General features: G+C 49.8%; 29 protein-coding genes. 9 read left to right on the forward strand and 20 right to left on the reverse strand.

The genetic code is table 11. The annotated features are described in order from the left end of the window. Positions 1 to 203 precede the first annotated feature (203 nt). From AC04MQ_RS15840 to AC04MQ_RS15890, 11 genes are all read right to left on the reverse strand, one after another. The gene (locus AC04MQ_RS15840) at positions 204 to 929 is read right to left on the reverse strand and encodes a sigma-70 family RNA polymerase sigma factor (RefSeq protein ID WP_475392555.1); all 726 of its coding nucleotides are present in this window, start codon (positions 927 to 929) and stop codon (positions 204 to 206) included. A gap of 71 nt (positions 930 to 1,000) precedes the next feature. Then, positions 1,001 to 1,972: a hypothetical protein gene (locus AC04MQ_RS15845; protein ID WP_475392556.1), complete on the reverse strand. Its 972-nt coding sequence runs from the start codon at positions 1,970 to 1,972 to the stop codon at positions 1,001 to 1,003. A 134-nt stretch (positions 1,973 to 2,106) separates the two neighbouring features. Beyond that, positions 2,107 to 2,325, reverse strand: coding sequence for a helix-turn-helix domain-containing protein (locus tag AC04MQ_RS15850; RefSeq protein WP_475392557.1), 219 nt, complete (start codon positions 2,323 to 2,325; stop codon positions 2,107 to 2,109). Positions 2,326 to 2,610: 285 nt separating this feature from the next. Next, positions 2,611 to 3,333: a DUF2786 domain-containing protein gene (locus tag AC04MQ_RS15855; protein WP_475392558.1), complete on the reverse strand. Its 723-nt coding sequence runs from the start codon at positions 3,331 to 3,333 to the stop codon at positions 2,611 to 2,613. Next, positions 3,330 to 3,914 carry a J domain-containing protein gene (locus tag AC04MQ_RS15860; protein ID WP_475392559.1) on the reverse strand — a complete coding sequence of 195 codons (585 nt, stop codon included), beginning with the start codon at positions 3,912 to 3,914 and terminating at the stop codon, positions 3,330 to 3,332. Before AC04MQ_RS15860 ends, AC04MQ_RS15855 begins: the two co-directional genes overlap by 4 nt. A gap of 69 nt (positions 3,915 to 3,983) precedes the next feature. Next, entirely contained in the window at positions 3,984 to 4,304 is a 321-nt protein-coding gene (locus AC04MQ_RS15865) for a helix-turn-helix domain-containing protein (RefSeq protein WP_475392560.1), read from the reverse strand. Positions 4,305 to 4,375: 71 nt separating this feature from the next. Further along, positions 4,376 to 4,735, reverse strand: coding sequence for a hypothetical protein (locus tag AC04MQ_RS15870; protein WP_475392561.1), 360 nt, complete (start codon positions 4,733 to 4,735; stop codon positions 4,376 to 4,378). A 61-nt stretch (positions 4,736 to 4,796) separates the two neighbouring features. Continuing rightward, a complete protein-coding gene (locus AC04MQ_RS15875; protein ID WP_475392562.1) occupies positions 4,797 to 5,198 on the reverse strand; it encodes an HNH endonuclease in 402 nt (133 codons plus the stop codon). Beyond that, a complete protein-coding gene (locus AC04MQ_RS15880) occupies positions 5,198 to 5,413 on the reverse strand; it encodes a hypothetical protein (protein WP_475392563.1) in 216 nt (71 codons plus the stop codon). The genes AC04MQ_RS15875 and AC04MQ_RS15880 overlap by 1 nt, the downstream gene beginning before the upstream one ends. Continuing rightward, positions 5,406 to 5,819: a hypothetical protein gene (locus tag AC04MQ_RS15885; protein ID WP_475392564.1), complete on the reverse strand. Its 414-nt coding sequence runs from the start codon at positions 5,817 to 5,819 to the stop codon at positions 5,406 to 5,408. The genes AC04MQ_RS15880 and AC04MQ_RS15885 overlap by 8 nt, the downstream gene beginning before the upstream one ends. Beyond that, a complete protein-coding gene (locus AC04MQ_RS15890) occupies positions 5,816 to 6,538 on the reverse strand; it encodes a hypothetical protein (protein WP_475392565.1) in 723 nt (240 codons plus the stop codon). Before AC04MQ_RS15890 ends, AC04MQ_RS15885 begins: the two co-directional genes overlap by 4 nt. A gap of 450 nt (positions 6,539 to 6,988) precedes the next feature. On the opposite strand from AC04MQ_RS15890, the gene AC04MQ_RS15895 reads away from it, so the two are divergent. Together AC04MQ_RS15895 and AC04MQ_RS15900 are read left to right on the forward strand one after the other, a co-directional pair. Then, complete coding sequence (locus AC04MQ_RS15895; RefSeq protein WP_015091220.1) at positions 6,989 to 8,104, forward strand: calcium:cation antiporter; 1,116 nt, start codon at positions 6,989 to 6,991, stop codon at positions 8,102 to 8,104. Positions 8,105 to 8,113: 9 nt separating this feature from the next. Next, entirely contained in the window at positions 8,114 to 8,320 is a 207-nt protein-coding gene (locus AC04MQ_RS15900) for a SlyX family protein (protein WP_015091221.1), read from the forward strand. Here the strand turns inward: AC04MQ_RS15900 and AC04MQ_RS15905 are convergent. Genes AC04MQ_RS15905 through AC04MQ_RS15915 form a run of 3 tightly spaced genes read right to left on the reverse strand, consistent with a single transcriptional unit; the run spans position 8,317 to position 9,932 of the window. Further along, positions 8,317 to 8,814 (reverse strand): transposase, encoded by a 498-nt coding sequence (locus AC04MQ_RS15905; protein ID WP_475392566.1) that lies wholly within the window; start codon positions 8,812 to 8,814, stop codon positions 8,317 to 8,319. The two genes, AC04MQ_RS15900 and AC04MQ_RS15905, sit on opposite strands and share 4 nt — an antisense overlap. A 36-nt stretch (positions 8,815 to 8,850) precedes the next feature. Further along, entirely contained in the window at positions 8,851 to 9,345 is a 495-nt protein-coding gene (locus AC04MQ_RS15910) for a ribonuclease H family protein (protein ID WP_475392567.1), read from the reverse strand. Further along, positions 9,318 to 9,932, reverse strand: a complete 615-nt coding sequence (locus AC04MQ_RS15915; protein ID WP_015091224.1) for a response regulator transcription factor — start codon at positions 9,930 to 9,932, stop codon at positions 9,318 to 9,320. Before AC04MQ_RS15915 ends, AC04MQ_RS15910 begins: the two co-directional genes overlap by 28 nt. 139 nt (positions 9,933 to 10,071) lie before the next feature. On the opposite strand from AC04MQ_RS15915, the gene AC04MQ_RS15920 reads away from it, so the two are divergent. Beyond that, complete coding sequence (locus AC04MQ_RS15920) at positions 10,072 to 10,959, forward strand: 3'-5' exonuclease (RefSeq protein WP_475392568.1); 888 nt, start codon at positions 10,072 to 10,074, stop codon at positions 10,957 to 10,959. On the opposite strand, the gene AC04MQ_RS15925 is transcribed toward AC04MQ_RS15920, so the two are convergent. Then, positions 10,956 to 11,576: a hypothetical protein gene (locus AC04MQ_RS15925; protein WP_475392569.1), complete on the reverse strand. Its 621-nt coding sequence runs from the start codon at positions 11,574 to 11,576 to the stop codon at positions 10,956 to 10,958. The two genes, AC04MQ_RS15920 and AC04MQ_RS15925, sit on opposite strands and share 4 nt — an antisense overlap. Positions 11,577 to 11,806: 230 nt before the next feature. Between AC04MQ_RS15925 and AC04MQ_RS15930 the strand changes: the two genes are divergently transcribed. The 3 genes from AC04MQ_RS15930 to lon all read left to right on the forward strand — a co-directional run bounded on the left by AC04MQ_RS15930 (position 11,807) and on the right by lon (position 15,996). Continuing rightward, complete coding sequence (locus AC04MQ_RS15930; RefSeq protein WP_015091227.1) at positions 11,807 to 13,147, forward strand: GAF domain-containing sensor histidine kinase; 1,341 nt, start codon at positions 11,807 to 11,809, stop codon at positions 13,145 to 13,147. Then, positions 13,144 to 13,551 carry a response regulator gene (locus AC04MQ_RS15935; protein WP_051026295.1) on the forward strand — a complete coding sequence of 136 codons (408 nt, stop codon included), beginning with the start codon at positions 13,144 to 13,146 and terminating at the stop codon, positions 13,549 to 13,551. Before AC04MQ_RS15930 ends, AC04MQ_RS15935 begins: the two co-directional genes overlap by 4 nt. A 63-nt stretch (positions 13,552 to 13,614) precedes the next feature. Further along, a complete protein-coding gene (gene lon, locus AC04MQ_RS15940) occupies positions 13,615 to 15,996 on the forward strand; it encodes an endopeptidase La (RefSeq protein WP_475392570.1) in 2,382 nt (793 codons plus the stop codon). Here lon and AC04MQ_RS15945 read toward each other — a convergent pair. The 3 genes from AC04MQ_RS15945 to AC04MQ_RS15955 form a co-directional block, all read right to left on the reverse strand. Then, positions 15,971 to 17,767, reverse strand: coding sequence for an SLC13 family permease (locus AC04MQ_RS15945; protein WP_015091230.1), 1,797 nt, complete (start codon positions 17,765 to 17,767; stop codon positions 15,971 to 15,973). The genes lon and AC04MQ_RS15945 overlap by 26 nt on opposite strands. A gap of 60 nt (positions 17,768 to 17,827) precedes the next feature. After that, positions 17,828 to 18,358, reverse strand: coding sequence for an OmpA family protein (locus AC04MQ_RS15950; protein WP_015091231.1), 531 nt, complete (start codon positions 18,356 to 18,358; stop codon positions 17,828 to 17,830). Positions 18,359 to 18,481: 123 nt separating this feature from the next. Further along, the gene (locus AC04MQ_RS15955) at positions 18,482 to 19,891 is read right to left on the reverse strand and encodes a sigma-54-dependent transcriptional regulator (protein ID WP_015091232.1); all 1,410 of its coding nucleotides are present in this window, start codon (positions 19,889 to 19,891) and stop codon (positions 18,482 to 18,484) included. A gap of 203 nt (positions 19,892 to 20,094) precedes the next feature. On the opposite strand from AC04MQ_RS15955, the gene AC04MQ_RS15960 reads away from it, so the two are divergent. The 3 genes from AC04MQ_RS15960 (at position 20,095) to AC04MQ_RS15970 (ending at position 21,214) form a co-directional block, all read left to right on the forward strand. Further along, positions 20,095 to 20,595, forward strand: coding sequence for a hypothetical protein (locus tag AC04MQ_RS15960; protein WP_475392571.1), 501 nt, complete (start codon positions 20,095 to 20,097; stop codon positions 20,593 to 20,595). Continuing rightward, entirely contained in the window at positions 20,588 to 20,845 is a 258-nt protein-coding gene (locus tag AC04MQ_RS15965; RefSeq protein WP_015091234.1) for a CsbD family protein, read from the forward strand. Before AC04MQ_RS15960 ends, AC04MQ_RS15965 begins: the two co-directional genes overlap by 8 nt. 117 nt (positions 20,846 to 20,962) lie before the next feature. Next, complete coding sequence (locus tag AC04MQ_RS15970) at positions 20,963 to 21,214, forward strand: GlsB/YeaQ/YmgE family stress response membrane protein (protein WP_015091235.1); 252 nt, start codon at positions 20,963 to 20,965, stop codon at positions 21,212 to 21,214. On the opposite strand, the gene AC04MQ_RS15975 is transcribed toward AC04MQ_RS15970, so the two are convergent. Both AC04MQ_RS15975 and AC04MQ_RS15980 read right to left on the reverse strand, forming a co-directional pair. Further along, entirely contained in the window at positions 21,209 to 21,496 is a 288-nt protein-coding gene (locus AC04MQ_RS15975; protein ID WP_015091236.1) for an Hpt domain-containing protein, read from the reverse strand. The genes AC04MQ_RS15970 and AC04MQ_RS15975 overlap by 6 nt on opposite strands. Position 21,497: 1 nt before the next feature. Then, positions 21,498 to 24,278: a CHASE domain-containing protein gene (locus tag AC04MQ_RS15980; RefSeq protein ID WP_051026296.1), complete on the reverse strand. Its 2,781-nt coding sequence runs from the start codon at positions 24,276 to 24,278 to the stop codon at positions 21,498 to 21,500. Positions 24,279 to 24,414 lie beyond the last annotated feature (136 nt).

Below are 24,414 nucleotides of genomic sequence, written 5' to 3' on the forward strand. Positions count from 1 at the left end.
GGAATTCGAAAATGAAGATACCGGTCGTTGACTCTAACGCCCACGTGCCCCTCATTGGCCCGAGCCTCTTCCAACTGGTCTTTCGTAAATTCAAAGCCGAACTCTTTTTCATTCGCCCGGATATAGAGTGGGTCTAGGATTATAAACATTCGTAGATCCTCTGCTGGTCTTCAGGCCCCTATTAAAGGGGTGTCTCCTGAGTTTTATTTTATTGAATGAATTTCTTCCCTGGAGAGCCCCTTGCCGGCGAGCTCCTTCCGCAGCTTGAGTAATGCAGCAGTGAGCAGTTGCGAAACTCTTGAAGCACAGATACCCAAGTCCTTCCCGATCTCATGCTGACCAAGGCCCTGGACAAAGTGTTTTATAAGAATCAACCTCTGTCGTTCGGAAAGGACACCCATTGCGTCTAAAAGAATCTCTCTTTGCTGGGAAATGATAGCATTATCAAGAGCACTGCTTTCGCTCACCTGCTCGATCCACTCCAAAAGCTTGTGTTTATCCCGAGAAGTGAACAAATCGTGATTGTCTATCGGAATCGCTTCAGATCGCACTAGCTTGGCGTATTTGTGATACTGGTCGGAATCCAGGCCACTCGCTGCAATCCGATCTTCTGTCAGACTCTGCGGCCCGCAAGAGAAGTAGGTTCCCTCTATTGCATTAACCAACTTCCGACTGTGCCTTTTAAGGTGATCCTGTTTACGCAACCAATCCTTCATAGCCCCCAAGACACGAGGGCGTGCGTACGTTCGAAAGCTGTTCTTTTTGTCCGGACTGTATCTTTGGATCACTTCCAGAAGACCAGTCATGCCGGCCGAAACGAGATCCGAAAGCTCCACTGAAAATGGACACCCATTCTTCACCCGCATGGCCAACGTAAACACCAGGTCCCGATGATCTATCAGCAGCTGTTCTTTAAGATCTTTTTTCAAAAGAAACTCATCCTTGAGTTAATAGGTAATCACCACAAAAACCTAATCCGCCGATCCTTGGCAGAACAAACCTATTCCCATTCGTAATGTCGCAAAAGCTCGTTCACGTATCCAGCCCCCAGCGCCACCGTACCGCGACGACAGAACGTAGTTCCCCGAAACTTACTTAGTGCTCTTAGCGAGCGAAGATATCCAAACTTGAAGAGAAGGATTTCATCATCTGGTGACTTCGAAAGCATGGTCCGCCATAGCTTTGCGTTCAAGCGCATGCTTTTGACATTGAAACCGCCGACCGTATCGCAAAAATGAAGTACCTCGGACAAAGGAACCGCTGCCGCCTCCTGGAAGGTCGGCGTTTTCCCTGTTCCATTCAAAGTCGCCTGGTCGACGAAGAACAAGAAATGTTCGAACTTCGGCTGGGGAAGATCAAAGTGCTCTTGGGCCTCAATGGCTTTCTTCTTCGCCCATACACCCATCATTATCCATGCTTTTTCTTTTTGTATTTGGATCATGCCTGGGGAAGTCCAAAAAGCAATCAGTTCACGACGATAAGGCTGATTCACCTCATGGTCTCGCGCCGGATTTGTCCAGGCCTTGACGATTTTCATGCCGCCCGACTCTCCAGCAAGAGCCGCCTTGTAATATTGATCACCGGTTAATGGCATCAATCCCTTCAGAGACAAAAATCCATGGCGTTTAACGTACTCCAAAATCATTGGTGGCTGATTATTGTAACGCCAGGTGAACCCAAGCAGACCGCAGGTAAGCCCGGCGCCATCAAAATTGCCGACAGGATTACCCCAGTCCTCACCCTTTCCTTCGAAGCTTCCAACAATCTTTGCTGCACGAATGGTCCAATCAATCCAATCTATCAGACCGGTCTCCGGGGAATCTGGCACTCCGATCGGAACCGGATCCGCATTTTCAGAAACTGGTGGCGTCGGGACGTTAACTCCAGGTATCGCCTTATTTTCAATCGGCTCAGATTTTCTAAAACCCAGCACAGAAGCTAGACTATTCAAAATTGATTTTAAGACCGACACCCTATCCCCCTTTTGTTTTTGGTAGAATAGGTGCAGGCGTGGACAACTATAATGTCACGTTTTTGCCATCTGGTTTTTTAAGGAATGATTTGATTCAAAGACACGAGGTGATTGATAATTCACCTCGCAAGAGACTACTCTGGCTTGTCGCGACGATTTCGCTCTGCCTTCTCAAGATCACCAACGCTCTCATATGGATAAACAATACCCATCTTGTTCATCTTTTGAACAAGGGTCGGCCGATGCATCTCCAACTTTTCCGCAGCTTTCAGACGGTTGCCGTTCGACTCCTTCAACGCCTCCAGGATCAAATCCTTCTCGTAGGCCTGCACCTTCGCGTAAAACCCACTCACTTCAACCCCCTGGACTCTGACAGCTCTTTCCGGAGACTATCTATTGTCCGATTCAAACGATCAATCTCGATGTCTTTGTCGCCACAAATTCTTGTTAGCGCAGAAATCTTCTCTTCGAGATCCATGGCATTACCTTGCAATGGCCGGCCCTCGTGATGAGTAACGGATCCTGCAGGATGCTTCTGCCAATTAATCTCATTTCGCTTCACGGCCTCTTCGTGGCAACGTAGGCAGGATCCGCAGGCCGTTCCCAACAAATACGATCCTCGGCATGTTTTCTCTCTACTATTTGGCATCGTCACATTCTCCTTGGGTGATTCTTAAGTCCGCAGTCTTCGCCGATGAGGCCAGTGGCTTCATAATGTTGACCTTTCCACCATCGATATATCCGTCCCACAAGGCCTTTCGATTGCTCCGACCTTCTGGTTTTGGCTTTGATGATTTCCCATTTGTAAATTCGTCGACATATTTTTCAAGACCAGGATCATCAATTAAAGCGAGACCACGTTCGTTTTCAGCCGCAGCACGAACTCGGTCCAGACCAAGCGCAATCCCGTGACTAAGCCCCCTGTAATAGGACTTTTGCGTGCTCAATGCCAACTTCCTACCGCGTCGATATTTCTTCCAAAGCTGCGGATAGACAGCATCAAGGAATGCAAATACATAGGTAGCGATTTCACAGTTAACCATTTCACCAATGAGTACGATCTCCCGAACAAAGCGAGGCCCCGCAGATGTAACCTGGTACTTTCGCGTGTGGACTACTGAAACAAAAAAATGTCCCATCAGAAGCTGGGCTAGATAGCGATGATGAGTGAGATTCCGGCCTGCGCTCCGGACGCTTCTCTTCTGGTATTGAATGTCGCACTCAATAGTTTGAAATCTCAGATTGTGTTTAACAAGAAGCTCATTTGCCTTTTCCATTGCCGCACGAGCTTCATTTTCATTTGGTGAAGAAGATAATTCCAAAAGACGGCGGATCTTTTTTAGAATGGCTTCCTGACTCATCTCTGAGCCATCCCTTCTTTATACGCCTCATTAATCTCAATCATCTTTTCCTGTGAGCCTCCGACATCCGGATGATGCTGCTTCAGTTTTTCACGCCACGCGCTCTTTATCTGGTCGTTCGTTGCAGTCTTTGGAACGCCCAAAACATCGTACCATGTTGCGACTGACGCCGGCGCCGGCAGCGCCTGGAAACCTGTGAAACTTCTCTCCAGCATATCCGACGCTCCATATCTCTCGATGGTGCGCAGACACTCTATTGTTTTTGCCACTGCCCACATGTTATCAACCGCTGAAACGTAGGTATCACAGGCAAAAACCATATCTCTGCCTTTAAACTTGAAGTACACAGCTACACCTGGATCCGCCGGATTTGCCATGCCTGAGTATGGAAGGCCATCTTTCCGAAGTGGAATATTGGAAGATATAATGATGTTCCAATTTCCCACACCAAGATTCTTTAGCTCACGAAACATTTCGTCCCTAGCTTGACCAAACTCTCTCTTTGCGAACTTACTTCGGACGCGGACGTTGGTTCTCTTCCAGCCATGCGGCCATTGCAATGGATAAGCGTCAATTTTCATTCTAAACTCCTCTGTGGTGATTGAAGGTTCAATAGGTCCCCCACAAAGGGGGACCAGTTCAAACTTCTATCAAAGAGCATTTCCCGGCAGCGTAGGGACTCCTTCTGGAACCGCTGGTGGGGGCGCTGACACTTGATTCAACTTCTCCCCTGGCAATACTGGATCCTCCTGAATCTCCGGACGGGGTGCCCACCCATTCGAAATCGAGTGGACGATCAACTGCGCTCTGGACTTCACACCCATCTTTTTATAGATGTTCGTCAAATGGAATTTGATCGTCTTCTCCGTAACAAAAAGCTGTGTCGCGATCACCTTGTTGCTGGCACCGGTTGTTACCTTCAATGCGACTTCCTGCTCTCGCTGACTCAGAGATTGAAATCCCTTTTGCATACTTCCTCCTTGATGATGAATAGACTTCTGTCTATTTCAATTTCAACACCCGGAGGAAAGTCCACACAGTCCTAACGCATTTCTATCCACTCCAACTCTCTCTTTTCCTTCACAGCTCTGAACTCTGGCTCCTGTGCGAGCCACTTCCTCAAAGTGTGATCACTGACTTGCACTCGGCCAGCGAAAGAAGAAAAAGACCACGGCCCATGTATCTGATTTGGATCCATATGCTGCGCGAGCAGACTTGCGTATTCAGAGCGATATGGTTTACGATCTTTGCATTGACGAGGCTTGCGTCCAGCCGCTTTTACCTCGCCACGAATCCCGCTCACGCCGGGCCTTTCCGGACTTTCTTGAAGTGGAAAAGTTTTTGTCAAAGAAGAATTATGTTCCAATAAATTCACACTTTTGCTATCACTGTTTTTGTCCAAAACTTCTCCTCCCCTTGGAGAAACCCTCACCCTCCCAGCCCCTAGCTCGGAGGGTTTCATTTTATTTAGCCAGGTATTTTTTAATTGTAGACGCCGGAATCACATAGACGGCTTTTTCCTTGGGCTTCAGATTCACGTAAGCCGGGTGAATGGGCTTCATCTTGTAACCCATAGGAATGAATTCCCAGCCGACGAACTTCAGATACTTCCATACATGCGGGTACCGCTCGAAGAACGCCGTCAAGTTGCGATGCCAGGCCCACTCAGCGGCCGTGTGGCAGTCCGTACAGAGAGGGATAATGTTCCACCAGTCGTCGCCGCCTTTCGCGTTTCCCATGCCTTTTGGAAGCACATGATGAGCCTCAACCACCGGCCTGCCACAGCGATACTCGTTCGCTTTAAAACATGCGCAGCAGACGTCCTGGCGAGACATATTTAGAAGTTTTGGATTACTTGTCGGCATTACACACTCCCCGTGGACAAGAACAGGCACGCACTCCAAATTCCACCGAACAGGATAGCGAGAAGAATCCCGATGCCAAAATCACGATCGACTTTTCCGGCAACGTACACCCGCACGCCAGGCTCAAACTCATTCTTCTTAAAAACGTGAGTGCAAATCGCCGGCCGGACCAAAGCTTCCCGATCGATCCAATACTCTTTTGCCAACTTACTCACCCTGAACCTCCCCGTCTTGCGCGCTCTGCTTCTTCACAAGATCCCATGCGCTAACTTCCTCACTCGGCACGAGACCATGCGAGATCTCACCATTAACGTTCCGAACCTCAAGGACCAGATCCGCGTTGCTCTGACGGATCCCCTGCAGCACGATACCTACGGGACTTTCCTTCGCAACATCCACAGTCCGCAATGCCCGGCGGCGCTCATTTGCAGCCCTCTCCCAGTCGTAACGGCCGTCGCCGGATCGGATGACGTAATCCACTCTCACCTTAAACCACTCCAGGGGAAGTCCGTATACGTGCCAGGCGAGCTCAACTTGCTTCCTCCCTGGGTAAACCCATGGGTACCTCTTGTGCAGCCGCAAGGCCTGCTCCTGGAACTCCTGCAACGTCATAGGAGTCATCGTTCACTCCCTGACTCCGCCGGTATCCATTCTCTCCACTGCTGAGCGAACCCTTTGAATCCATAGATGTGCTGAACCTGGTTCTGTTCAATGTAAGCTTTGTACTTCCAAACAGCGTTCTGCAGGTCCAGACAATCCTCTTTGGTTTTCAACTCCCCCATGAGAATCAGCTTCCCGCCTGCCAACCCCTGCTTCCGTGGGTAGATCCTGAAAACATGATCAATGACCTGCTGAAGAAGAGAGGGAGGAATTGAGAGGTTAGAGGAAAGAGAAGAGAGAAAAGAGGAAAGAGGTTCCGAGCCGTTATTCGACTGATGATCGATCGCTGACGGGTGATCAGCGGGCGTCAACGGCCGTTGAGTGGGCGATTTCTTTTTAGATTTTGATGCTTTAGATTGCTTGCGAGACTCAGCAGACTTCTCTCCGGCCGCTTGCCGCTGCAGAAGCCAGTCAAACTGCTTGGCGCTTCCGACCATGAGAATTCCAAACTCAGTTTTTTCAGCCAGGCCACAGTCAATCAGGTAGTCATCACATCCCTGCTTGATCCATTCGTTGAACGGGATTGAACGGTCGTTTACGGGCTTTAAGTAATGCTTTTGAGCCAGGCGCCACGCCCATACCACAACGCCCAAAGCGTGCTGCACAGAGCCCAACTTAATGACCAGTCGCAAAAACCTTTGGTCAGTTAAAAGTGAATCTTCAACATTGATGCGAGCCACGATGCCTTCCACTTCATTCCAAAACAGACCAGGGGAGCGCAGAAAGTGACAGACATTTGCCAAACATAAGGCCGATACAGGCAGTATCTGGCCGAAACGTTTATGTCCCTCAAGAACCGGGTAAGCCCCTGGAATATTTAGTTTTTGTGAATAAAATGGAGACGTTAGAGAATCGTCTCGTAGGTACCATATCGGGCTCATAACCCGAAGGCCGTAGGTTCAAATCCTGCCCCCGCAACCAATAAAGGCTCGATGGTAAACCATCGGGCCTTTTCCATTTCTACGCCTCGAAAAAATTAGATTCTATTTTACCCACTCTACAACACCCTGATCCTCCGTCTGCTTTTCGTTCTCAAATAGTTAATTTCTTGGATTATTTCGGATTTATGCTTGCGCACAAGGACTGTCCCGTTCTAAGGCTTTTATTCAACACTTAGCAGGAGGACACCCATGATCATGAGCACAGCCCAATTCATCCGAAAAGGACTCGAACCCCAGCATTTGATTTCCTCCGTCAGTTTCATCGTGTTCCTGGTGTCGTCGATGTTTGCCGAAGGCAATATGTGGATCACTGTGACCGCGGCGGTGTTCCTGGGTGTGGCAGTGATGTCCTCTGTCCACCACGCTGAAGTTATTGCCCACAAAATTGGCGAAGGCCTGGGGACCTTGGTTCTTGCTCTTTGCGTGACGATCATCGAAGTGGGACTGATTGTGTCTTTGATGAACCAATCCACCGTCAGTGCTGATTCGGCTGTATTGGCCCGTGACACGATTTTTGCCGCGGTGATGATCATCACCAACGGGATGGTGGCACTGTGCCTGATTCTGGGCGGTATGAAGTACAAAGAGCAGGAGTTCCAGGTTCAAGGCTCAAAAAGTCTGATGGTTGTTTTGATGACCCTGGCCCTTTTGGTGTTTGTGCTTCCCAATTTCACAACCACAACCGCAGTAGGCACCTACAACCCGCCACAAATGATCTTCATTGGTATCATCTGCGTGGTTTTGTATCTTCTGTTCATTCTGTTCCAGACCACCACACACAAAACCTACTTTGAGGCCGTGGACACCAAGAGTGATATTTCCCCGATTGATCCCACTCATGAAATCACTAAATCCGACGCCTGGCTGAGTTTTATTTCCCTGTCTGTCAGTCTGATTGCCGTGATCGGTCTTGCAAAAATGATCTCGCCATTGATTGAACAGGGTGTGGACTATGTCGGCGCTCCAAAATCGATGGTGGGTCTTTTGATCGCAGGTATCGTGTTGCTGCCAGAGACCTGGGCCGCTATCAACGCCGCACGTGCCAACCGCCTGCAAACCAGTCTGAATCTGGCGCTGGGCTCTGGTATCGCCAGTATCGCACTGACGATCCCCACCGTCATTGCATTCTGCCTTTACACGAACCAGACACTGATGCTGGGCCTGGATCCTAAAAACATGGTCTTTTTGATTATGACATTCATGGCCGGCATGATCACACTGGGAACCGGAAAAGCCACCTTGCTTCAAGGGGCGGTTCACGGCGTGATTCTATTAACTTACTTTGTGATGTCCTTCATCCCTTAAGAGGATTTTATGAGCGAAGACAGATTCGTTGATCTTGAAATCAAGCTGACTCACCAGGAACAAAAGCTGGAAGAACTGCATCATGTAGTTTATGAACAGCAAAAGACCATCGACAAAATGGAGACCCTGCTTCAGGGTCTGACCAATCGACTGAAAGAAGTTCTGGGAACCGAAGGTGATGAGATTCGCGGCAATGAAAAGCCGCCTCATTACTAGATGTCTTTTTCAGAAGCCTGATATAGAGGCAGTGCCGGAGGAACAACCCCCTGCTGCTTCATCAGTTCAGGATCGCGCAGTTGAATTTTGATTGAATTGAATCCATGGCGGTCGATGAAACGAATCACGGTTTCGTCGCCCTCTACCTGAGCACCCGACACAAACAAGTGCATATCAAACAACGGACGGATCGCCCTAAGGCGCAAGACGCCGTCAGCCACATCCCACAAACCCTGTCCGTCGCCCAGCTTGTCCACCTGATAATAGAATTTGCCATTCGTGAACAGCGCCATTCGCATTGGGTAATCAGAGCCTGTTTCAAGAAGTTTTACCTGATCCAGCTTTTCCGCAGCACTGTCCATTTGCTCAGCAGGATTCACAAAGCGGCCATAGAATTCGGCATCACGCTTATTTGCAGTCATGGAGCTCATCGGAGAACAAGCCGCAAACAAAGTACACAAAGACAACGCCAGGATGATTTTGGATTTAAGCATGAAATAATGATGACCTCGAGCTGGTCTCAAGTCAACTCAGGACCCAGACCGCGCTTGAATACAAAGCATGTCACATCGTTCGTTGTGCTTAATTCCCGAATGTGCCTTCACCCATTTCCATCGCACGTCCCGCACCGACAACAGCAGATCCAGTTGCTTTAGCTGATTGACCTGGGGAATCGGCTGACCGCGGGACTTCACCCAGCCCAGAGCTTTCCATTCCGGGACCTTTTGCAGGGTCTCAATCAGGACTCGCGAGTCGGTGTAAATTTCAATACGGGATTTTTCCGGCAAAGACGACAGGGCCTCGATGGCGGCCTGAAACTCCATCTGATTGTTGGTGGGTTTTAAAGAGGCGCCGCTGCATTCACGAAGCACGCGGTTACGACGAACAATCACATAGGCCCAGGAACCCCGACCGTTCTTTACACTGCCGTCGGTGTACACTTCAAAGCGCGGCAGAAAAAATCTGCGCGCTTTTTGGATGATTGTTTGAATAGGTTTTAAGATAGCCCCTGCTTCGTTACCCACATGGCAACTTCCACAGAAGTGTTCACGCCCAGTTTGGTCATGATATTGGTCTTGTGAGTTTTGATCGTCTGATCAGAACAACCCAAAGCTTCGGCGATTTCTTTATTGGAACGGCCTGTGGCAACCATTCTTGCCACTTCGACCTCTCGCTTGGTCAGAACTTCCACACCCGCCTTATCAATGGCCTGGCGGATATTGTCTGAAAGGAAACGATCCCCGTTTTTCAAAGCCAACAGTGCTTTGGGCACATCCTCGATATAGGACCCTTTGCTGACAATCGCCACCACCGGGGAATTCCAGTAAGTTTTCAAAATGGCTGATTCCAACGACTGAGTGAATACGATCACGCGAATAGATGCGTTGAACTTGCGGATAAAATCCAGAACTTCAAAACCGCTGGAGCCACGAAGATGGTGGTCCAACAAAATCACTGTTGGATTTTCAGTTTGAATCATCTGCAGGGCGCGGACGGCTTCCTCAGCCTCTCCTACAACGGTGAAAGTATCAGAAAGACGCTCCACCTCGGTTTTTAGGCCGGCGCGGACAATCGGATGGTCATCAATAATCAAAACTTTTTCCAAACTCATACTAAAAGTCTTTACGCCCGGCCCAAAAAAGTCAATTCAGGGACATTCAGATTTTCGCCGCATCGCTTCGCCACAGGTGCCCCGTGACAAGTGGACTTGGGCAACCCTAAAATGGGCGCGATTTTTAAGGAGTTGTCCCTTGGCATTTCGTTGGATCGGTAAATCAGCAGACGGTAAATCAGTCACCCTCAAACACCTTGAGGATTGCAAACTTAATACACCCCCTTATGCGACCACGACCTGGGTTCGGGACAATGCCGACATCGTGCGTGTTGCCGCTATTTTGGACGTCGAAACCACGGGTTTAAACCAGGCCGAAGACACCATTATTGAAATCGGTATTCGCCAGTTCCTTTTCAACAAAAACTCGGGCGAAGTTCTGGCTGTCACCAAGACCTATTCCAGCTTCCAGGATCCAGGGAAACCGATCACACCCGAAATTCAGGCTCTGACCGGGATCACCGATGAAATGGTGGCCGGCAAGCAGATCGACTGGACTGCTGTGGATGCTCTTTTAAATGAATGTCAGTTGATCATCGCGCACAATGCGAAGTTTGACCGCCCTTTCATCGATCGCAGATCCAAAACATCTACAGAGCGCGTATGGGCTTGTTCGTTTAAACAGGTTGAATGGCCCGACAAGGGCTTTACCAGCCCGAAGCTGGAGCTTTTGAATATCTATCACGGGTTCTTCACTGATTCCCACCGCGCAATCAACGATGTGGATGCCTTGCTTTACCTGCTAAGCCTGCCGGATGCAGAAACCCAGAAACCTTATCTTTTTGAATTGATCAACAACGCCCGTCGCCCGATGACTCATGTGATTGCGACGTCAGCACCGTTTGAATCGAAAGACCACCTGAAGGGTCGCGGTTATAACTGGGACAGTATCAACCGCTTCTGGTCTAAAATTATTTTCAAAGACGAAGTCCCGGATGAAACCAAATGGCTTGAAGAGACCGTTTACTGCGGCCCCTTCGGCGGCATGACCCGAGACATCGCCTTGGTGGATGGATTTAAAAACTAACGAGGAATTGCGGACAGGCAGTTATCCAGAGACGTTCCGCCGCCAATGTTGCGGGCGTTCTTAAGGTCACGCAGGATAAAGCTTTCAAAAGCGCCGTCGCTTCCGTTGGAAACGCACATAAATCCTGACGTTGCTTTTGCAATCAACACCTGGCAGGCATCAAACGAAGTGCCGCCACCGATTTTTTTACGTGTCGCCAAATCCAGAGGACTGAAACGCTCAAAGTGATCGTCACTGCCATTCGAGACACACATCAAACCATTCATCTGTTTTTCAATCAGTTGACGACATTTATCCAAACTCGTCCCGCCACCCACTGCTTTGTTAGTTGCTAAATCAGTCGGAACGAAGCGTTCAAAGTGATCAGAACTGCCATTGGAAATACAGGCAAACGGCACGCGGGATTCTTTTTTCTGATAACGTCCCAAGGTGATCTCAAGCTTTTCAAGGCTATAGCGAACTTCCTCGTGGTCAGCATATACCAGCTGCGATTCCACGGCCTGCAAATGGTCAGCAAGCTTTCTGGCTTTTTCAGCAAGAGCCGCACTCACTGGTGCCGCCTGAACACCTGAACTCAACAACAAAACCCCCAAGACCGTACATACTAAATTTTTCACAATATACCTTTCTGGAAAAAACTCATTTCCGATGCTGATCCCCTTCAGCAAGGGATGTGCCCTGTCAGATCCACTCAGTGGATAGCTGACGCTCCCCTAGCCCCTCAGCTTCTGAAAACGGGGACGAGCTGTCCGGAAATCCGGAAAATCAGATGACTTTTAACAGGCCTACGGACCAAAGCGATCTTTCCCCGGACAGAGTGCTAAAATGGACTGGCTGGAGGCCAGCTATGGAAAGCAACACTCTTCAATCTTTGGAGGTCATTAAAGACATCTACAATGTGGACCAGCTGCTTTCTGGTAAAGAATACATTCGCGAGCTGGTGCACCGTCTGGCCACCACCTTGGACGTCAAATACGTGATGGTTGGTCACGCCATTGAACCTGAGCGCAAATCCATTCAAACGGACTTTCTATGGGCGAACCAGGGTTTCACCGACAACGTCGTCTATAACCTGGAAGACACCCCGTGCACCCAGGTCCTTTGCGGGACCCGTGTGGCCTGCTATTCCACGAACGTGCAGCAGGAATTCCCCAAAGACCAGATGCTGAAGGATATGAATGTACAGTCCTATCTGGGATCCCCCTTTCTGCACACAGATGGTCGTCTTATTGGATTGCTGGTGATCATGGACGAAAAGCCTTTTGCGAATTTGGAAATGCAGACAGCGATTGTGGAATTCTTTGCCGCCCGCATCGGGACCGAGTACCGCCGTCTGGCGGCGGAGGACTCTTTAAAAAGAATCAACGAAAGTCTGGAAAGACTTGTTAACGAACGCACCAGCGAACTGCAAAAAGCCTTCGCTTCACTTCAGGCCACACAGAAACAACTTATCTCTCAGGAAAAACTTGCGACTATCGGACGCATCACCTTCGGTATTGCCCATGAGCTGAAGAATCCTTTGAACATCATTATCAACGCTTCAGAGCTGCTGCAGGATAGCGACCTCGACAAAGAATCCCGTGACCGCGCCGTTGAAATGATCCAGCAACACAGCATGCGTGCCAGTGACATTATCACCAACATGTTAAAACAGGCCCGTCAGGACACCAGCCAGGAACCGGAATGGGTTAATTTCTCTGCTCTGGTCGAGCGGGCTTTGGACATGTTCCTGCGATCCATCACCGATATTGATCTGAAAACGGCTTTGGTCAAAAAAATCAACATCACGCCTCAGGTGCAGGCACGCCTGGTCGACGCGCCGGCCATGGAACGGGTTTTTATCAACATTATCGACAACGCTCTTTATGCTTTGAATGAAAAGTTTCAAAGAAACCGCACCACATTTATCCCAGAGCTGCAGGTGGAGCTTTTGCCCGGAAAAGCTCTGTGCCGCCTTTCAGTCCGCGACAATGGCACCGGCATTCCACAAAATCACCTTCCCAATGTTTGCGATGAGTTCTATACCACGAAGCCACCCGGCGAAGGAACCGGACTGGGACTTTGGATTGCCAAACAGAATGTTGAAAAAAACCGGGGTTCTTTCCAAATTCTAAGCAAAGAAAACGAGTTCACTCTTATCACCATCGAACTTCCCAGTGCCCAACGCACGGCAGAGGTCAGTCTATGAACACGTCAGTACCTTTGGACGTCGTCGTGGTCGATGACGAAAGCAGTGTCGGTGCCCTGTGCGAACTGAAGTTCAGAAAGCCCATTGAAAAAGGCGATATTCGCTTTCACTTCTTTGAAGATGCCCAGTCCTGCTTATCATATCTGGAAAGTTCCCAAAGAAATCCGGGCTCCGAAGTTTTATTCACCGACATTAATATGCCCAACGTTTCGGGCTTTGAATTGCTGAAGAAAGTGAAGCAGCGCTTCCCCGATATTGATGTCTATATGATGAGCGCTTATGACGATGAGCTAAGTATCCGAAAGTCCCTCAATCTGGGTGCGCAAGGCTATTTTACGAAACCTGTAAACTATAAAGAACTCATATCCCGCATCGAAAAAGATTATGGAGTCACCCTGGCTTGACGGCGGGCGGATCGTGCTCATCTTTAAGGAAGCCCCACTTATGGGGAGAAAACGAGGTAACACGTGTCATACGTCTCTGGTTACGTCCCAGTCATTCCTCTGAAGAATTCCGTACTGTTTCCTGACATCAGTATGCCTTTAAGAATCGGACGTGAAAAAAGTATATCGGCTTTACAAAAAGCCCTGCGCGACAATCACTGGGTGATATTGCTGACGCAGAAAAACCCCAATGCGTCGGTGGACAAAGCTGAAGATCTTTATCAGGTCGGCACACTGGCAAAAGTCGAATCATTCCGCATGGAAGAAGACGGAAGTTATAATATTTTCGTCAAAGCCCATCAACGCGTTCGCCTGATTCACAGCCGGGAATCTGACGGGCACATTGAAGCGCAAACCGAGGCCGTGGAAGACTCAGGACATCTGGATAAAAAAACAGAAGAAGCCCTGCTGTCCTCTTTGCGCCAACTCAGCGATGACCTCTTGGACCTTCTGCCCGGAAACACAAGGCAGATCCGTGAGATGATTGCTGAAATTGAAGATCTGCAGACACTCGTAAACATGTGTGCCGCTTACGCAGATATCAATATATCCGACAAACAGGAAATTCTGGAAATCGCAGCTCTGAAAGACCGCGCCCTGAAACTTTTGGACCGCCTGCAGGAACTGAAAGAACGCCTGAAAATCCAGCGCGGCATCCGCGACAAATTGCAGGAAAGCTTCCAGCAGAATCAAAAAGAAAGCATTCTGCGGGAACAAATGCGCGTTATCCGCGAAGAGCTTGGCGACAACGAGGGCGAGGACCTGTTCACCAAATTCAAAGATAAAATCGACAAGGCCGGAATGCCTGCGGAAGCTTTGGAACTGGCGAAAAATCAGCTGCGCCGGCTGGAAACATCCAATTCAGCTTCGCCTGAGTATCAGATGATTCGCACCCATCTGGAGTTGATGACAACTCTGCCGTGGAATCAGTCGTCCGCGCAACAGAACATTGATCTGGAGGCCGCAGAGCGCGTGCTGAATGAAGACCATTATGGTCTGGAAAAAATCAAAAAAAGAATCCTGCAGCATCTGGCGGTGATGAAACTGCGCAAGTCGCATCAGGGATCCATTCTGATGTTTATCGGACCTCCGGGTGTGGGTAAAACCTCTTTAGGCAAAAGTATTGCGCGTGCTTTGGGTAAAAAATATGTGCGCGTGGCCCTGGGTGGCGTGCGTGATGACGCGGAAATTCGCGGGCATCGTCGCACCTATATCGGCGCCCTGCCCGGTCGAATCATCGCAGGCATTAAGAAGGCCGGCGAAAATGATCCAGTCTTTATTCTGGATGAAATCGACAAACTGACCCGCGGCTTTGGCGGCGATCCCGCCAGTGCGATGCTGGAAGTCCTGGACCCTGAACAAAACAACACGTTCCAGGATCACTATCTGGATACGCCGTTTGATTTGTCGAAGGTGTTCTTTATCGCCACTGCGAACTCTTTGGAGGGCATTCCATTGCCACTGCTGGACCGCATGGAAGTGATCGATCTCAGCGGCTACACGGTCGATGAAAAGCGCCAGATTGCGCGCAACCATCTATGGCCTAAGCAATTGATCGAGCATGGATTGGAAGACAATCAACTGCAAATCACGGATCAGGCGCTGACCAAACTGCTGACTCATTACACCCGTGAAGCTGGTGTGCGCGATTTACAAAGAAAGATCGCCAGCATCTGCAAACACATGAGTCTTAAGATCATCAAAGCCGAAGGACTGCCGCTGCTGGTGGAAGAAAAAGACCTGGAGGAAATCTTTGGTGCTGAAAGATTCTCGACCGACATGATTGGCAGCTTGCTGCCTCCTGGAGTGGTAACCGGACTTGCATGGACGCCGGTGGGCGGGGACATCCTGTTTATCGAATCAGCCCAGATGCCCGGCAAGGGAAATCTGCTGCTGACGGGACAACTGGGCGAGGTGATGCAGGAATCGGCAAAAATTGCGCTGACACTGCTGAAATCACGGCTGCCGCTTTTGGATCCATTGCTGGACTTTGCAAAAAAAGACATTCACGTGCACGTACCAGCCGGAGCCATCCCGAAAGACGGGCCTTCTGCCGGTATCACCATGCTGACTTCGATGGCCTCCATGCTGCTGAACAAGCCGGTGGATCCGAAGATTGCCATGACCGGAGAGATCTCTTTACGGGGCAGCGTGATGCCAGTGGGCGGGATCAAGGAAAAGGTCATTGCCGCTCACCGGGCGGGTGTGCAGGAAATTCTTCTTTGCAAAAGAAACGAAAAGGATCTGAGAGAGATTCCTGAGGATATTCGCAAAGACCTGCGCTTCCACTTTGTCGAGGACGTGAATGAAGTTCTGAAGATCACTTTGGGTGTGAATGTGCCCAAGTGGGATCAGGTGCAGCTTCCTCCGCCGTCCCCGCTTAGCTCCACAGATGCAGGGACATAAAGCATGTAACCACCGCGATCAGGGCCGTCAGCGGAAAGCCGATTTTCAGGAAATCGACAAATCGGTAGTTCCCCGGCCCCAGAATCAGTAAATTTCCATGGTGCCCGATCGGAGTCAGAAAAGACGCAACGGCTCCGACGGTCACACAAACCACCGCCGCGGTTGGCGAAACCCCGGCGGTTTTTGCAAATGCAATTGCAATGGGCGCAATCAGCACAGTTGTTGCCGCATCCGATAAAATCTGAGTCAACAATCCGGCGGCCACAAAGAAGGTCATCATGATGGCCCAGGGCTCCCAGTGCGCGATCACCCGTGCCAGACTTTCAGCAAACAAGGTGGCCAGTCCCGTTTTTTCCATGGCGATCCCCAAAGGGATCACCCCGGAAATCATCACAAAGATTTTTACTTCGATAGAGTCATACGCCTGGCGCACGGAAATGCATTTGCTTAGAACCATCGCCACCGCCCCCATCATAAACGCGATATGCGGAGGCAGAGTTTCCGTCGCCGCGACCAATACCGACGTTCCCATGATAAGAGCCGCTGTTTTGGCCTTCACCCGTTTTTTCGGTCGCACGTTCATCGGGAACAACATCAGAAGATGACTGTATTTGGCATTGATTTCATCCAGCTGATTTTCATGCCCCCACAGAATGATCAAGTCCCCTTCGCGCAACCGCGCCTGAGAAAGCTCGTGATACATCCACCCACCCCGGCGCCATAGCCCGATAACAACAACCCCCATGGTGCGCACAAAATCAATTTCACCGACACTTTTTCCCACCAAAGAAGACTGAGGAGCAACCAAAGCCTGTACAATCATGGGTTCGGCGACCTTGCTGTGCCCTTCTTCGGCGGCGGCTATTTCTTCGCCGTACTTTTTCACCGTCCTTAGTGCCAGACCCATTTTCTCGTCCACCGACAAGAGCTCATCGGGCGAAGTTTTAACCAGCAGCACATCGTGCACTTCCAACTGTACTTCGGCTTCCAAGGTGGAAATCCTTATGCCGTTTCTTTTAAGACCGACGATTTCAAACCGCTTTTCCATTTCTTTCTGAAACTGCGCCAAACCCATCCCCGCCCAGCGGGAACCAGACGGAACCACCAACTCGGTGAAAAGTTCTTCGATACGAAATTTTTCATCATGATGATCGCGCCCTGATGTCTTTGGCAGAACCCATAACAAAAGCAAAATCAGCACAAAGCTGACACCGACCAGTGTGGCCCCCAACGGGGTCACTGAGAACAACCGCAAGGCCGGTTCTCCGGACCGCTTTAAAACGCTGTTTGCCAGCAGAAAGGCTGGCGCACCAATCAAAGTCAGTGTCGTCCCCAGGGATGCTGCCGTGGCCATGGGAATCAATAATCGCGAAGAGGGAAGGTTTTGTTCCCGGCAAAGTCGCATCACAATCGGAAGCATCATCGCGGTGACCATCAAGTGATGGGTGAAGGCCGAAAGTGCCGCCACCGTCGTCATGATAACCAGATTTGCCGTCCACTGATTTTTCCCAGCCACCCGACTGACGGCATTGCCAATGGCATCTGTCAGCCCCGTGGCAGAAAGACCTGCGGACAGCACAAACACCGCCACCACAATCAGGGCCGGTTCACTTGAAAATCCGGCAAAGGCCTCTTTGGGATCCAGAATCCGCGTCACCGCCAATGCCAGGATGATCAGCAAGGCCGTCATATCCACGCCCAGCTTTTCGCTGACAAAAAAGTACAGCGCCAAAGCCAGGATTATTAAGAACATGATCTGATTTAAATCCATCCGACAATTATGAGCCCAGCCCCGATGAAATCCTAATTTCAACTGGGAAAGCTCATTCCTTTACTGCAAGACCACCAACACCAAAGCGGTGGTGGAACGGGCCATTTCTTCAAACACACCGGTTTTATTCTGAGCTGGTGCTGCGCCGGTGGCTTCGGCCGAGGATTTCACTTCATAGTCATCGGTTTTGAAAAGTTCACTGAGTTTGGACGGACGCTCGGTCATATTGTGCGTATCCACAGAATCAATCTTCAGATCCTGCTGCAAAAACTTTTTAATGGAGTCGGCGCGATCTTTGGCCAAAGAAATTTGTTTGGCAGAGGCTTTTTCATCCTTCGCCGGATACTCGCGATCTCCCCAGCTTAAAACCCGCACGGATTTGATCTTGTCAGACTCACGCAGTGAGGTGAAGAACGAGCGCAGTTCTTTTTTCTCTTCACCGTTCATATTGTTTTTTCCCGGCTCAAAAAAGACGGGTGCGACCTGTGATGCACCCACCATACGGGCTGTGGCCAGCTCGACATCAGGTTGTGCGTAAGTGATGGCGCCTACAAAACCCAAAGCCAGCGCCAGACGAATAATCGAAGTCATGGATACCCTCCTTGTTATCTCACAAGAAAGGTAATGCAAGGGAACCACCAAGGCTTAAAACGTTTAAAATCGTTATAAGCCCTGGCGCGAGGCAAATCACCCCGCACCCTGAGGAATTTTCCCCTAGACGGAAACCTGCGGGTCAATTTCCTGCAGTTTGCGATACAGGGTTTTTCGATCAATACCGAGAGCTTTGGCCGTCAGTTCTTTTGCGCGATTTTTTCTTTCATAGACGAATTGCACGTATTTCTTTTCCAGCTCGTGCAAAGGTTCGACCTCGTCACCGAAATGAAAAACAAAGGCGTTCTTTTTATCCTCTGTACTTAAGAAAGCATCCTGCAATGCCGGTTCATCAAAAAGAGTGAAGGCCGCAACATCAATCTCGGCCCCGGATGAAAGAACCACGGACCGTTCAATGGCATTTTCAAGTTCGCGCACGTTTCCGCGCCAGCCTTGAGTCAGCAAAAACTCTTTGGCGGATTTTTTAAACCCCTGCACCTGAGTGCCATTGATGGCGTTGTATTTTTTCAGGAAATGCTCTGCCAAAGGCAGAATGTCCTCACGACGATCCCGCAGCGGCGGAAGTTTCACCGGAATCACATTCAGACGGAAATACAAGTCCTCACGGAAACGTTTTTCCGCGACTTCCTGACGAAGATCCTTATGGGTCGCCACGATCACGCGCACGTCCACCGAACGGGACTGATTTTCACCCACCCGCTTGATTTCGCGCTCTTGCAAAACGCGCAAAAGCTTGGCCTGCAAGGACAGATTCAAATCCCCGATTTCATCCAGAAACAATGTGCCGCCGTCGGCTTCTTCAAAAAGACCGACTTTCTTTTCCACCGCACCGGTGAAAGATCCCTTGGCGTGACCGAACAATTCAGATTCCAGAAGATTTTCCGGAATGGCTGAACAGTTGATCGCCACAAAAGGTTTCTTGGCGCGCGGACTCCAGTTATGAATGGCTTTGGCAAAGACTTCTTTCCCCGTGCCACTTTCACCAGTGATCGAAACGGTCGAAGCGCTCTTCGCCACCCGGCGGGCCAGATCCACGACTTTGCGAATCGCATCACTTTTTCCGATGATGCCATCAGGATTCACACCTTTGCTGAAATCCAGAGTCTGGCGCAGGTTTTCATTTTCTTCATTCAAGGAATTAAATTTGAATGCCCGTTGCGCAGAAATTAAAAGCTGAGGGAAATGCAGTGGTTTCACCACAAAGTCATAAGCGCCGGCATTGATGGCTTCCACCGCCGTGTCGACATCGTTGGAAACGGTGATCAGAATAATCGGAAGCGCCACACCTTCATTGCGAGCAGCTTTGATAAAATCCAGGCCCGACATCAAGGGCAGATTCAAATCCGTGATGATGGCATCAGGAACCAGCTTTTTGGAAGTGATGGATTTCAAAGCCTCCAAAGGGTCTTCCATATGCAAAACCTGAATGCCTTTTTGGCGGAAGTACGCTGTTGCAAGCTCTGCCAAATCCAAATCATCTTCAATAAGCAGGATCGTTTTTTGAGAGTCCATTAAGCCCCCTTCTGAATATAGAGATAATCCAGCGGGGCATATATCCGCAACCTTTTTGTGGCTTTTTGCCACCTTTGGCCAAAAATAAGATTCATAAGTCTATTTATTTCGTTTTAAGCGGTATTATCTTAAGGCACCCCAGTTGCAGCCATATTATAGCAACGGGCTTCTGGCCCCACGGAAAAACACCATAAGGAGACATTATGTTACGCAACTCGAGCATTTTTCTGACCTTAATCAGCTCTCTTATATTGGGCGCTGGATGCGCTTCTAACTCTGCCAAAACAGAGTCACCACAGTCTGCAGAGGCGACCGCTCCCGGCACTACTCATTACACGGTGGTGAACTTTCAGCCCGGTACCGACGAGCTTAGCAAGGAAGAACAAAGCAAAATCCATCAGCTTACCGAAGTCGCCGAACGACATGGGGGCATCCAGGAAGTGCGCATTCTTGCCTGGGCCGACCGGGAATATCCCTCGCCAGGGCAGCATATCCTCGCGGGAGATTCTAAACTTGCTGATGAACGAGCCGCGGCAGTTAAAGCTGTGCTGAAAAAAGATCTGCAACAGATCACGGTGATTGATGAACTTAACGCCGCAACACACCCGGCAGACACGGAACTTAACAACGCCAAGGCCTCGAAAGCCCTGGTACTGATCACTTACAACACAACAACCCTCAACAAAGGAGAACACCATGAATAAGGATATCATTCAGGGCAAATGGAAAGAGATCAAAGGCGACCTGCATAAAGCCTGGGGTAATATCACCGATGACGAGTGGGATAAAACCAAGGGTGATGCCACAGCCATCGCGGGTATTTTGCAGCAGAAATACGGCATGGCGAAAGACGAGGCTTCTGAAAAAGTCTCCTCCGTCTTTGCCAAGTACGCCAGCAGCGCAAGAGAGAGTCTGGATAAACCAACTTCCCCTTCCCGCCGCCCGCAACAGTAACCCAATATTTTCGTTCGTCATTTGACCACGACAGATGACGGATAAGCGGCCACCCTTTCAAGCATTCTCCGAAGGGGTGGCCTTCCATCAAACACCTTACACCGAAAGGAGCACATCATGATTGTCGCCATCATTCTGGGACTGCTGGTGGGAGCCATTGCCAAAATACTTATGCCCGGACGAGACCCCGGAGGCTGGATCATCACCTGCATGCTGGGTATCGCCGGATCTTTTGTCGCGCACTTTATCGGAACCCGTGCGGGATATTATGCACCCTATGAGCCAGCCGGCTTTATCGCCTCGGTCTTTGGCTCAATGCTGATTTTGTTTGTGTATCGACTGCTGGTTGGGAAAACCAGCCACTCATGAATACTGCTCCAACAGGGCGGTCACCTTCTGCTTTAGCTCTTGCGCCGCAGACTGCACCGCCTGACCATCTTCCGCAAGGCAAGCGGCCTCAAGCCTCTTGCCAAGGTCGGTGAGATCATTGAACTCGAAAGTCGCGGCATTGCCTTTGACCTGATGCCCCACTTTTTTTCCCAGCTCAAACAACTCCGCACCCACAATCATCCCCAACAGGGATTCGAGCTCAGCATCACGACGGCGCAGGTATTTCACTTTTGATTCCACAGGCACAATCATCGCTGCCATATCAAACCTTGTGATTCAGATAGAAGTAAACTTCCTGCACCAGCAGCTCTCCGGACACCGGCTTGGTGATCTGACCATTGCAGCCTGCTTCCAGGCAACTTTGCAGTTCTTCATGCAGAGCGTGGGCCGTCAGGGCAATCACGTTGCGAGTGAAGCCCTTTTGACGAATGCGCTTGGTGGCCTCGCGACCATCGAATTTGGGAATCTGGATATCCATCAAAATCAAATCCGGATTGTACCGGAAAGCCTGGTCCACAGCCTTTTCACCATCATCCGCAATCATCACATCCGCCCCGGCACTGCGCAGGAAGTGTTCAAATATTTCCTGATTGTCTTCAGAATCCTCGACCAGCAGGATTCTTGATCCTGCCAGCAGATTTTTCAGATCCAAAGCACCCCAGTCGATCTCGCGCTTGGGACCGTCATCCAGAGCACTTTCCACCTTCACCACATTTTTTTCAGGGCGCACATTGAAAGCGCGTTTTTCAAGATCCTTCAGCGGAATGCGCAGACAGAAGGTGGAACCTTTGCCGATAGAGGATTCCTGCAGGAAAAGCTCCCCGCCCAGAAGTTCAGCCAGACGCTTGGAAAGTGCCAGCCCCAGGCCGGTGCCACCATACTTGCGGGTCGTGGAAACATCGGCTTGAGAAAACGGCTTAAACAGCATTTCACGGCCTTTTTCACTGATACCGACACCGCTATCCTGCACCTGGAATTCCAGGAACTGTTCGCCATGATCACTGGCGTAGGTTTTATACAGCAGCTTCACGCCGCCTTTTTCCGTGAACTTGATGGCATTACCCACAACATTCACCAGAATCTGTTTCAGGCGCACATCATCAGTCACCACCATCGACGGCACATTGCTGAGCTTCGCCGTGCTGAACTGGATTTTCTTGTCGGAAGCGCGCACTTCCATGATGGATTTGATTTCCTGAATCAGGTTTTCAAGATTCACCTGAGCCATTTCAAAGTGCAGCTTGCCGGCTTCCACCTTGGAGATATCCAGAATATCATCAATCAAACGCGCCAGCTCTTTACCGTTGCGTTTAATGCTTTTGACAATTTGCTCTTTGTCGCCGGGCTCCAGATCGTCATCTGCCAGAATCTCTGAATACCCTACGATTACTCCCAACGGTGTGCGGATCTCGTGGCTCATGTTGGCCAGGAACGAACTTTTCATAAAGTTCGCATCTTCCGCACGACGAAGCAAAATGGCCTTATCATAGGACATGGTGAATTTCCCCACCACACGCTGAACCGCATAGGACTTCATCTCCGAATCCAGCAGGCTTTTGGGGCCCTTCAACACGATCAGCACCGAGGTTTCCTTGCCGGATTCATGCATGGCCGTGCGGATCAGGTAGTAAGGCGACTGATCCAGAGTTTTACGCACGTCGGGTGGTATCATGGCCAGGGCTTTTTGCATGGCCTCGACCGCGCCTTGAGTGGCCAGGATCCCTTCGCCCAGATGGACATCAAATTCACGTGGCACGTCCAGAATATCCGGGAAGACGTTCAGATTTTTCTGGAAGCGCTTTTCATAAGGGCCTTTTTGCTCACGGACAAAGACAGCGCAATCCTCGACACCAAATACGCTTTCCATGTGTGTGCAGAACTTTTCAAACAAAGAACTGCCTTCAATGGCCGAAGACAAATCCGCTTGTACCGTGTTCAGCTTGCGGAACATGGCGATATCCTCGGATTTATTCTTGGAAAGCTGGGACAAAGAGGCTTTATGGCGTTCACTGAACTTCAGGAACTGCTGTGTGGACCACAATGCCAGGAAAATCACCGACAACATCACCAGTGTCACAAACGCAAAAAGAATCGGGACATAGCGTTCGTACCAGTTAAAGAAATGCGGCAAAGGCTCAAAGTGAATTGTCCAGGTTTTATCAAAGACTTTGATTTCACGGCTGACCGAGATATCAGAAACGACCTTGTCTTCAGACTTGGACGGGAAGCGTTCATAGATCGGAATGGTGCGACCCATCTTCTGATCATAGATGGTGATCTTATAATTGACCTTTTCATCATAGAACTGCGGCACCCCGAAGGCGCCGTTAAAGAAACGGTTGATACGCACCACCGAGTACGCAAACCCCAGAAGCATGTTCTTGGGCTCCACTTCACCCGACACGTCAATCGTCTTGGTCACTGGCAGATAAATCAGGAAACCTTTTTGGAATTCCTCCTGATCATCCTGCACCAGGACCACCGGATCAGACACCGCCATCAGATTTCCCAACAGCGCTTTATCCATCGCCGACTGCCGAGTCAGATCCGAGTACATATCAAAGCCCAGGGCTTTTTTGTTTCGCCAATCCTGGGGCTGAATCAAAGTAATTGAAGTGTATAAAGGACGCTCCCCTTCGGGCCAGAATTTAAAATCGACAAAGCCCTGATCGCGCATGGCGCGCTCTAAACCGGGCACACCGTCTTTTTCAACTTTTTGCGCAAAGCCAATACCCTGCAACCCCGGGAAACGTCGAAGCACCTGGGAAGAATCCACATAGTCCTGATATTCTTTCGCTGTGGGAATTCCTGCCAACTGGAAAAAGGCGCGTGTGTCCATCAACGACTGACCATAGCCGAAGAACTCGCGGTTGATCACCGCCTGAACACTTCCTATTTCTGATTCAAGACGTGCATTCCATTCTTTTTCAAGATGCACCTTAACCATCCACCAGCTCAGTACGCTGACGGAAATGATAATCAACAGAACAAGAAAGACATTCCATTCATGTGACAGAACGAACAGCCGCTTTAGTCTTTTCACAAAAACCCTTCTCTCCCAGGATTTATGATTTATTCAGTCTTAACTCATTCTTAGGTGAAGAAGGGTCTCATCGCAAGGAAAAGACACTATTAATATTGTTTAAACGCATGGGGGTCTTTCTCCTGCGGATCGGGTC

Source organism: Bdellovibrio sp. MYbb2 (genome assembly GCF_056175685.1).

Coding starts and splice junctions, on each gene's coding strand:
- AC04MQ_RS15855 (WP_475392558.1), bottom strand. CDS start 3,333: ATGAGTCAGGAAGCCATTCTAAAAAAGATCCGCCGTCTTTTGGAATTA.
- AC04MQ_RS15860 (WP_475392559.1), bottom strand. CDS start 3,914: ATGAAAATTGACGCTTATCCATTGCAATGGCCGCATGGCTGGAAGAGA.
- AC04MQ_RS15865 (WP_475392560.1), bottom strand. CDS start 4,304: ATGCAAAAGGGATTTCAATCTCTGAGTCAGCGAGAGCAGGAAGTCGCA.
- AC04MQ_RS15875 (WP_475392562.1), bottom strand. CDS start 5,198: ATGCCGACAAGTAATCCAAAACTTCTAAATATGTCTCGCCAGGACGTC.
- AC04MQ_RS15885 (WP_475392564.1), bottom strand. CDS start 5,819: ATGACTCCTATGACGTTGCAGGAGTTCCAGGAGCAGGCCTTGCGGCTG.
- AC04MQ_RS15895 (WP_015091220.1), top strand. CDS start 6,989: ATGATCATGAGCACAGCCCAATTCATCCGAAAAGGACTCGAACCCCAG.
- AC04MQ_RS15900 (WP_015091221.1), top strand. CDS start 8,114: ATGAGCGAAGACAGATTCGTTGATCTTGAAATCAAGCTGACTCACCAG.
- AC04MQ_RS15905 (WP_475392566.1), bottom strand. CDS start 8,814: ATGCTTAAATCCAAAATCATCCTGGCGTTGTCTTTGTGTACTTTGTTT.
- AC04MQ_RS15915 (WP_015091224.1), bottom strand. CDS start 9,932: ATGAGTTTGGAAAAAGTTTTGATTATTGATGACCATCCGATTGTCCGC.
- AC04MQ_RS15930 (WP_015091227.1), top strand. CDS start 11,807: ATGGAAAGCAACACTCTTCAATCTTTGGAGGTCATTAAAGACATCTAC.
- AC04MQ_RS15935 (WP_051026295.1), top strand. CDS start 13,144: ATGAACACGTCAGTACCTTTGGACGTCGTCGTGGTCGATGACGAAAGC.
- AC04MQ_RS15945 (WP_015091230.1), bottom strand. CDS start 17,767: ATGGATTTAAATCAGATCATGTTCTTAATAATCCTGGCTTTGGCGCTG.
- AC04MQ_RS15950 (WP_015091231.1), bottom strand. CDS start 18,358: ATGACTTCGATTATTCGTCTGGCGCTGGCTTTGGGTTTTGTAGGCGCC.
- AC04MQ_RS15955 (WP_015091232.1), bottom strand. CDS start 19,891: ATGGACTCTCAAAAAACGATCCTGCTTATTGAAGATGATTTGGATTTG.
- AC04MQ_RS15960 (WP_475392571.1), top strand. CDS start 20,095: ATGTTACGCAACTCGAGCATTTTTCTGACCTTAATCAGCTCTCTTATA.
- AC04MQ_RS15965 (WP_015091234.1), top strand. CDS start 20,588: ATGAATAAGGATATCATTCAGGGCAAATGGAAAGAGATCAAAGGCGAC.
- AC04MQ_RS15970 (WP_015091235.1), top strand. CDS start 20,963: ATGATTGTCGCCATCATTCTGGGACTGCTGGTGGGAGCCATTGCCAAA.
- AC04MQ_RS15975 (WP_015091236.1), bottom strand. CDS start 21,496: ATGGCAGCGATGATTGTGCCTGTGGAATCAAAAGTGAAATACCTGCGC.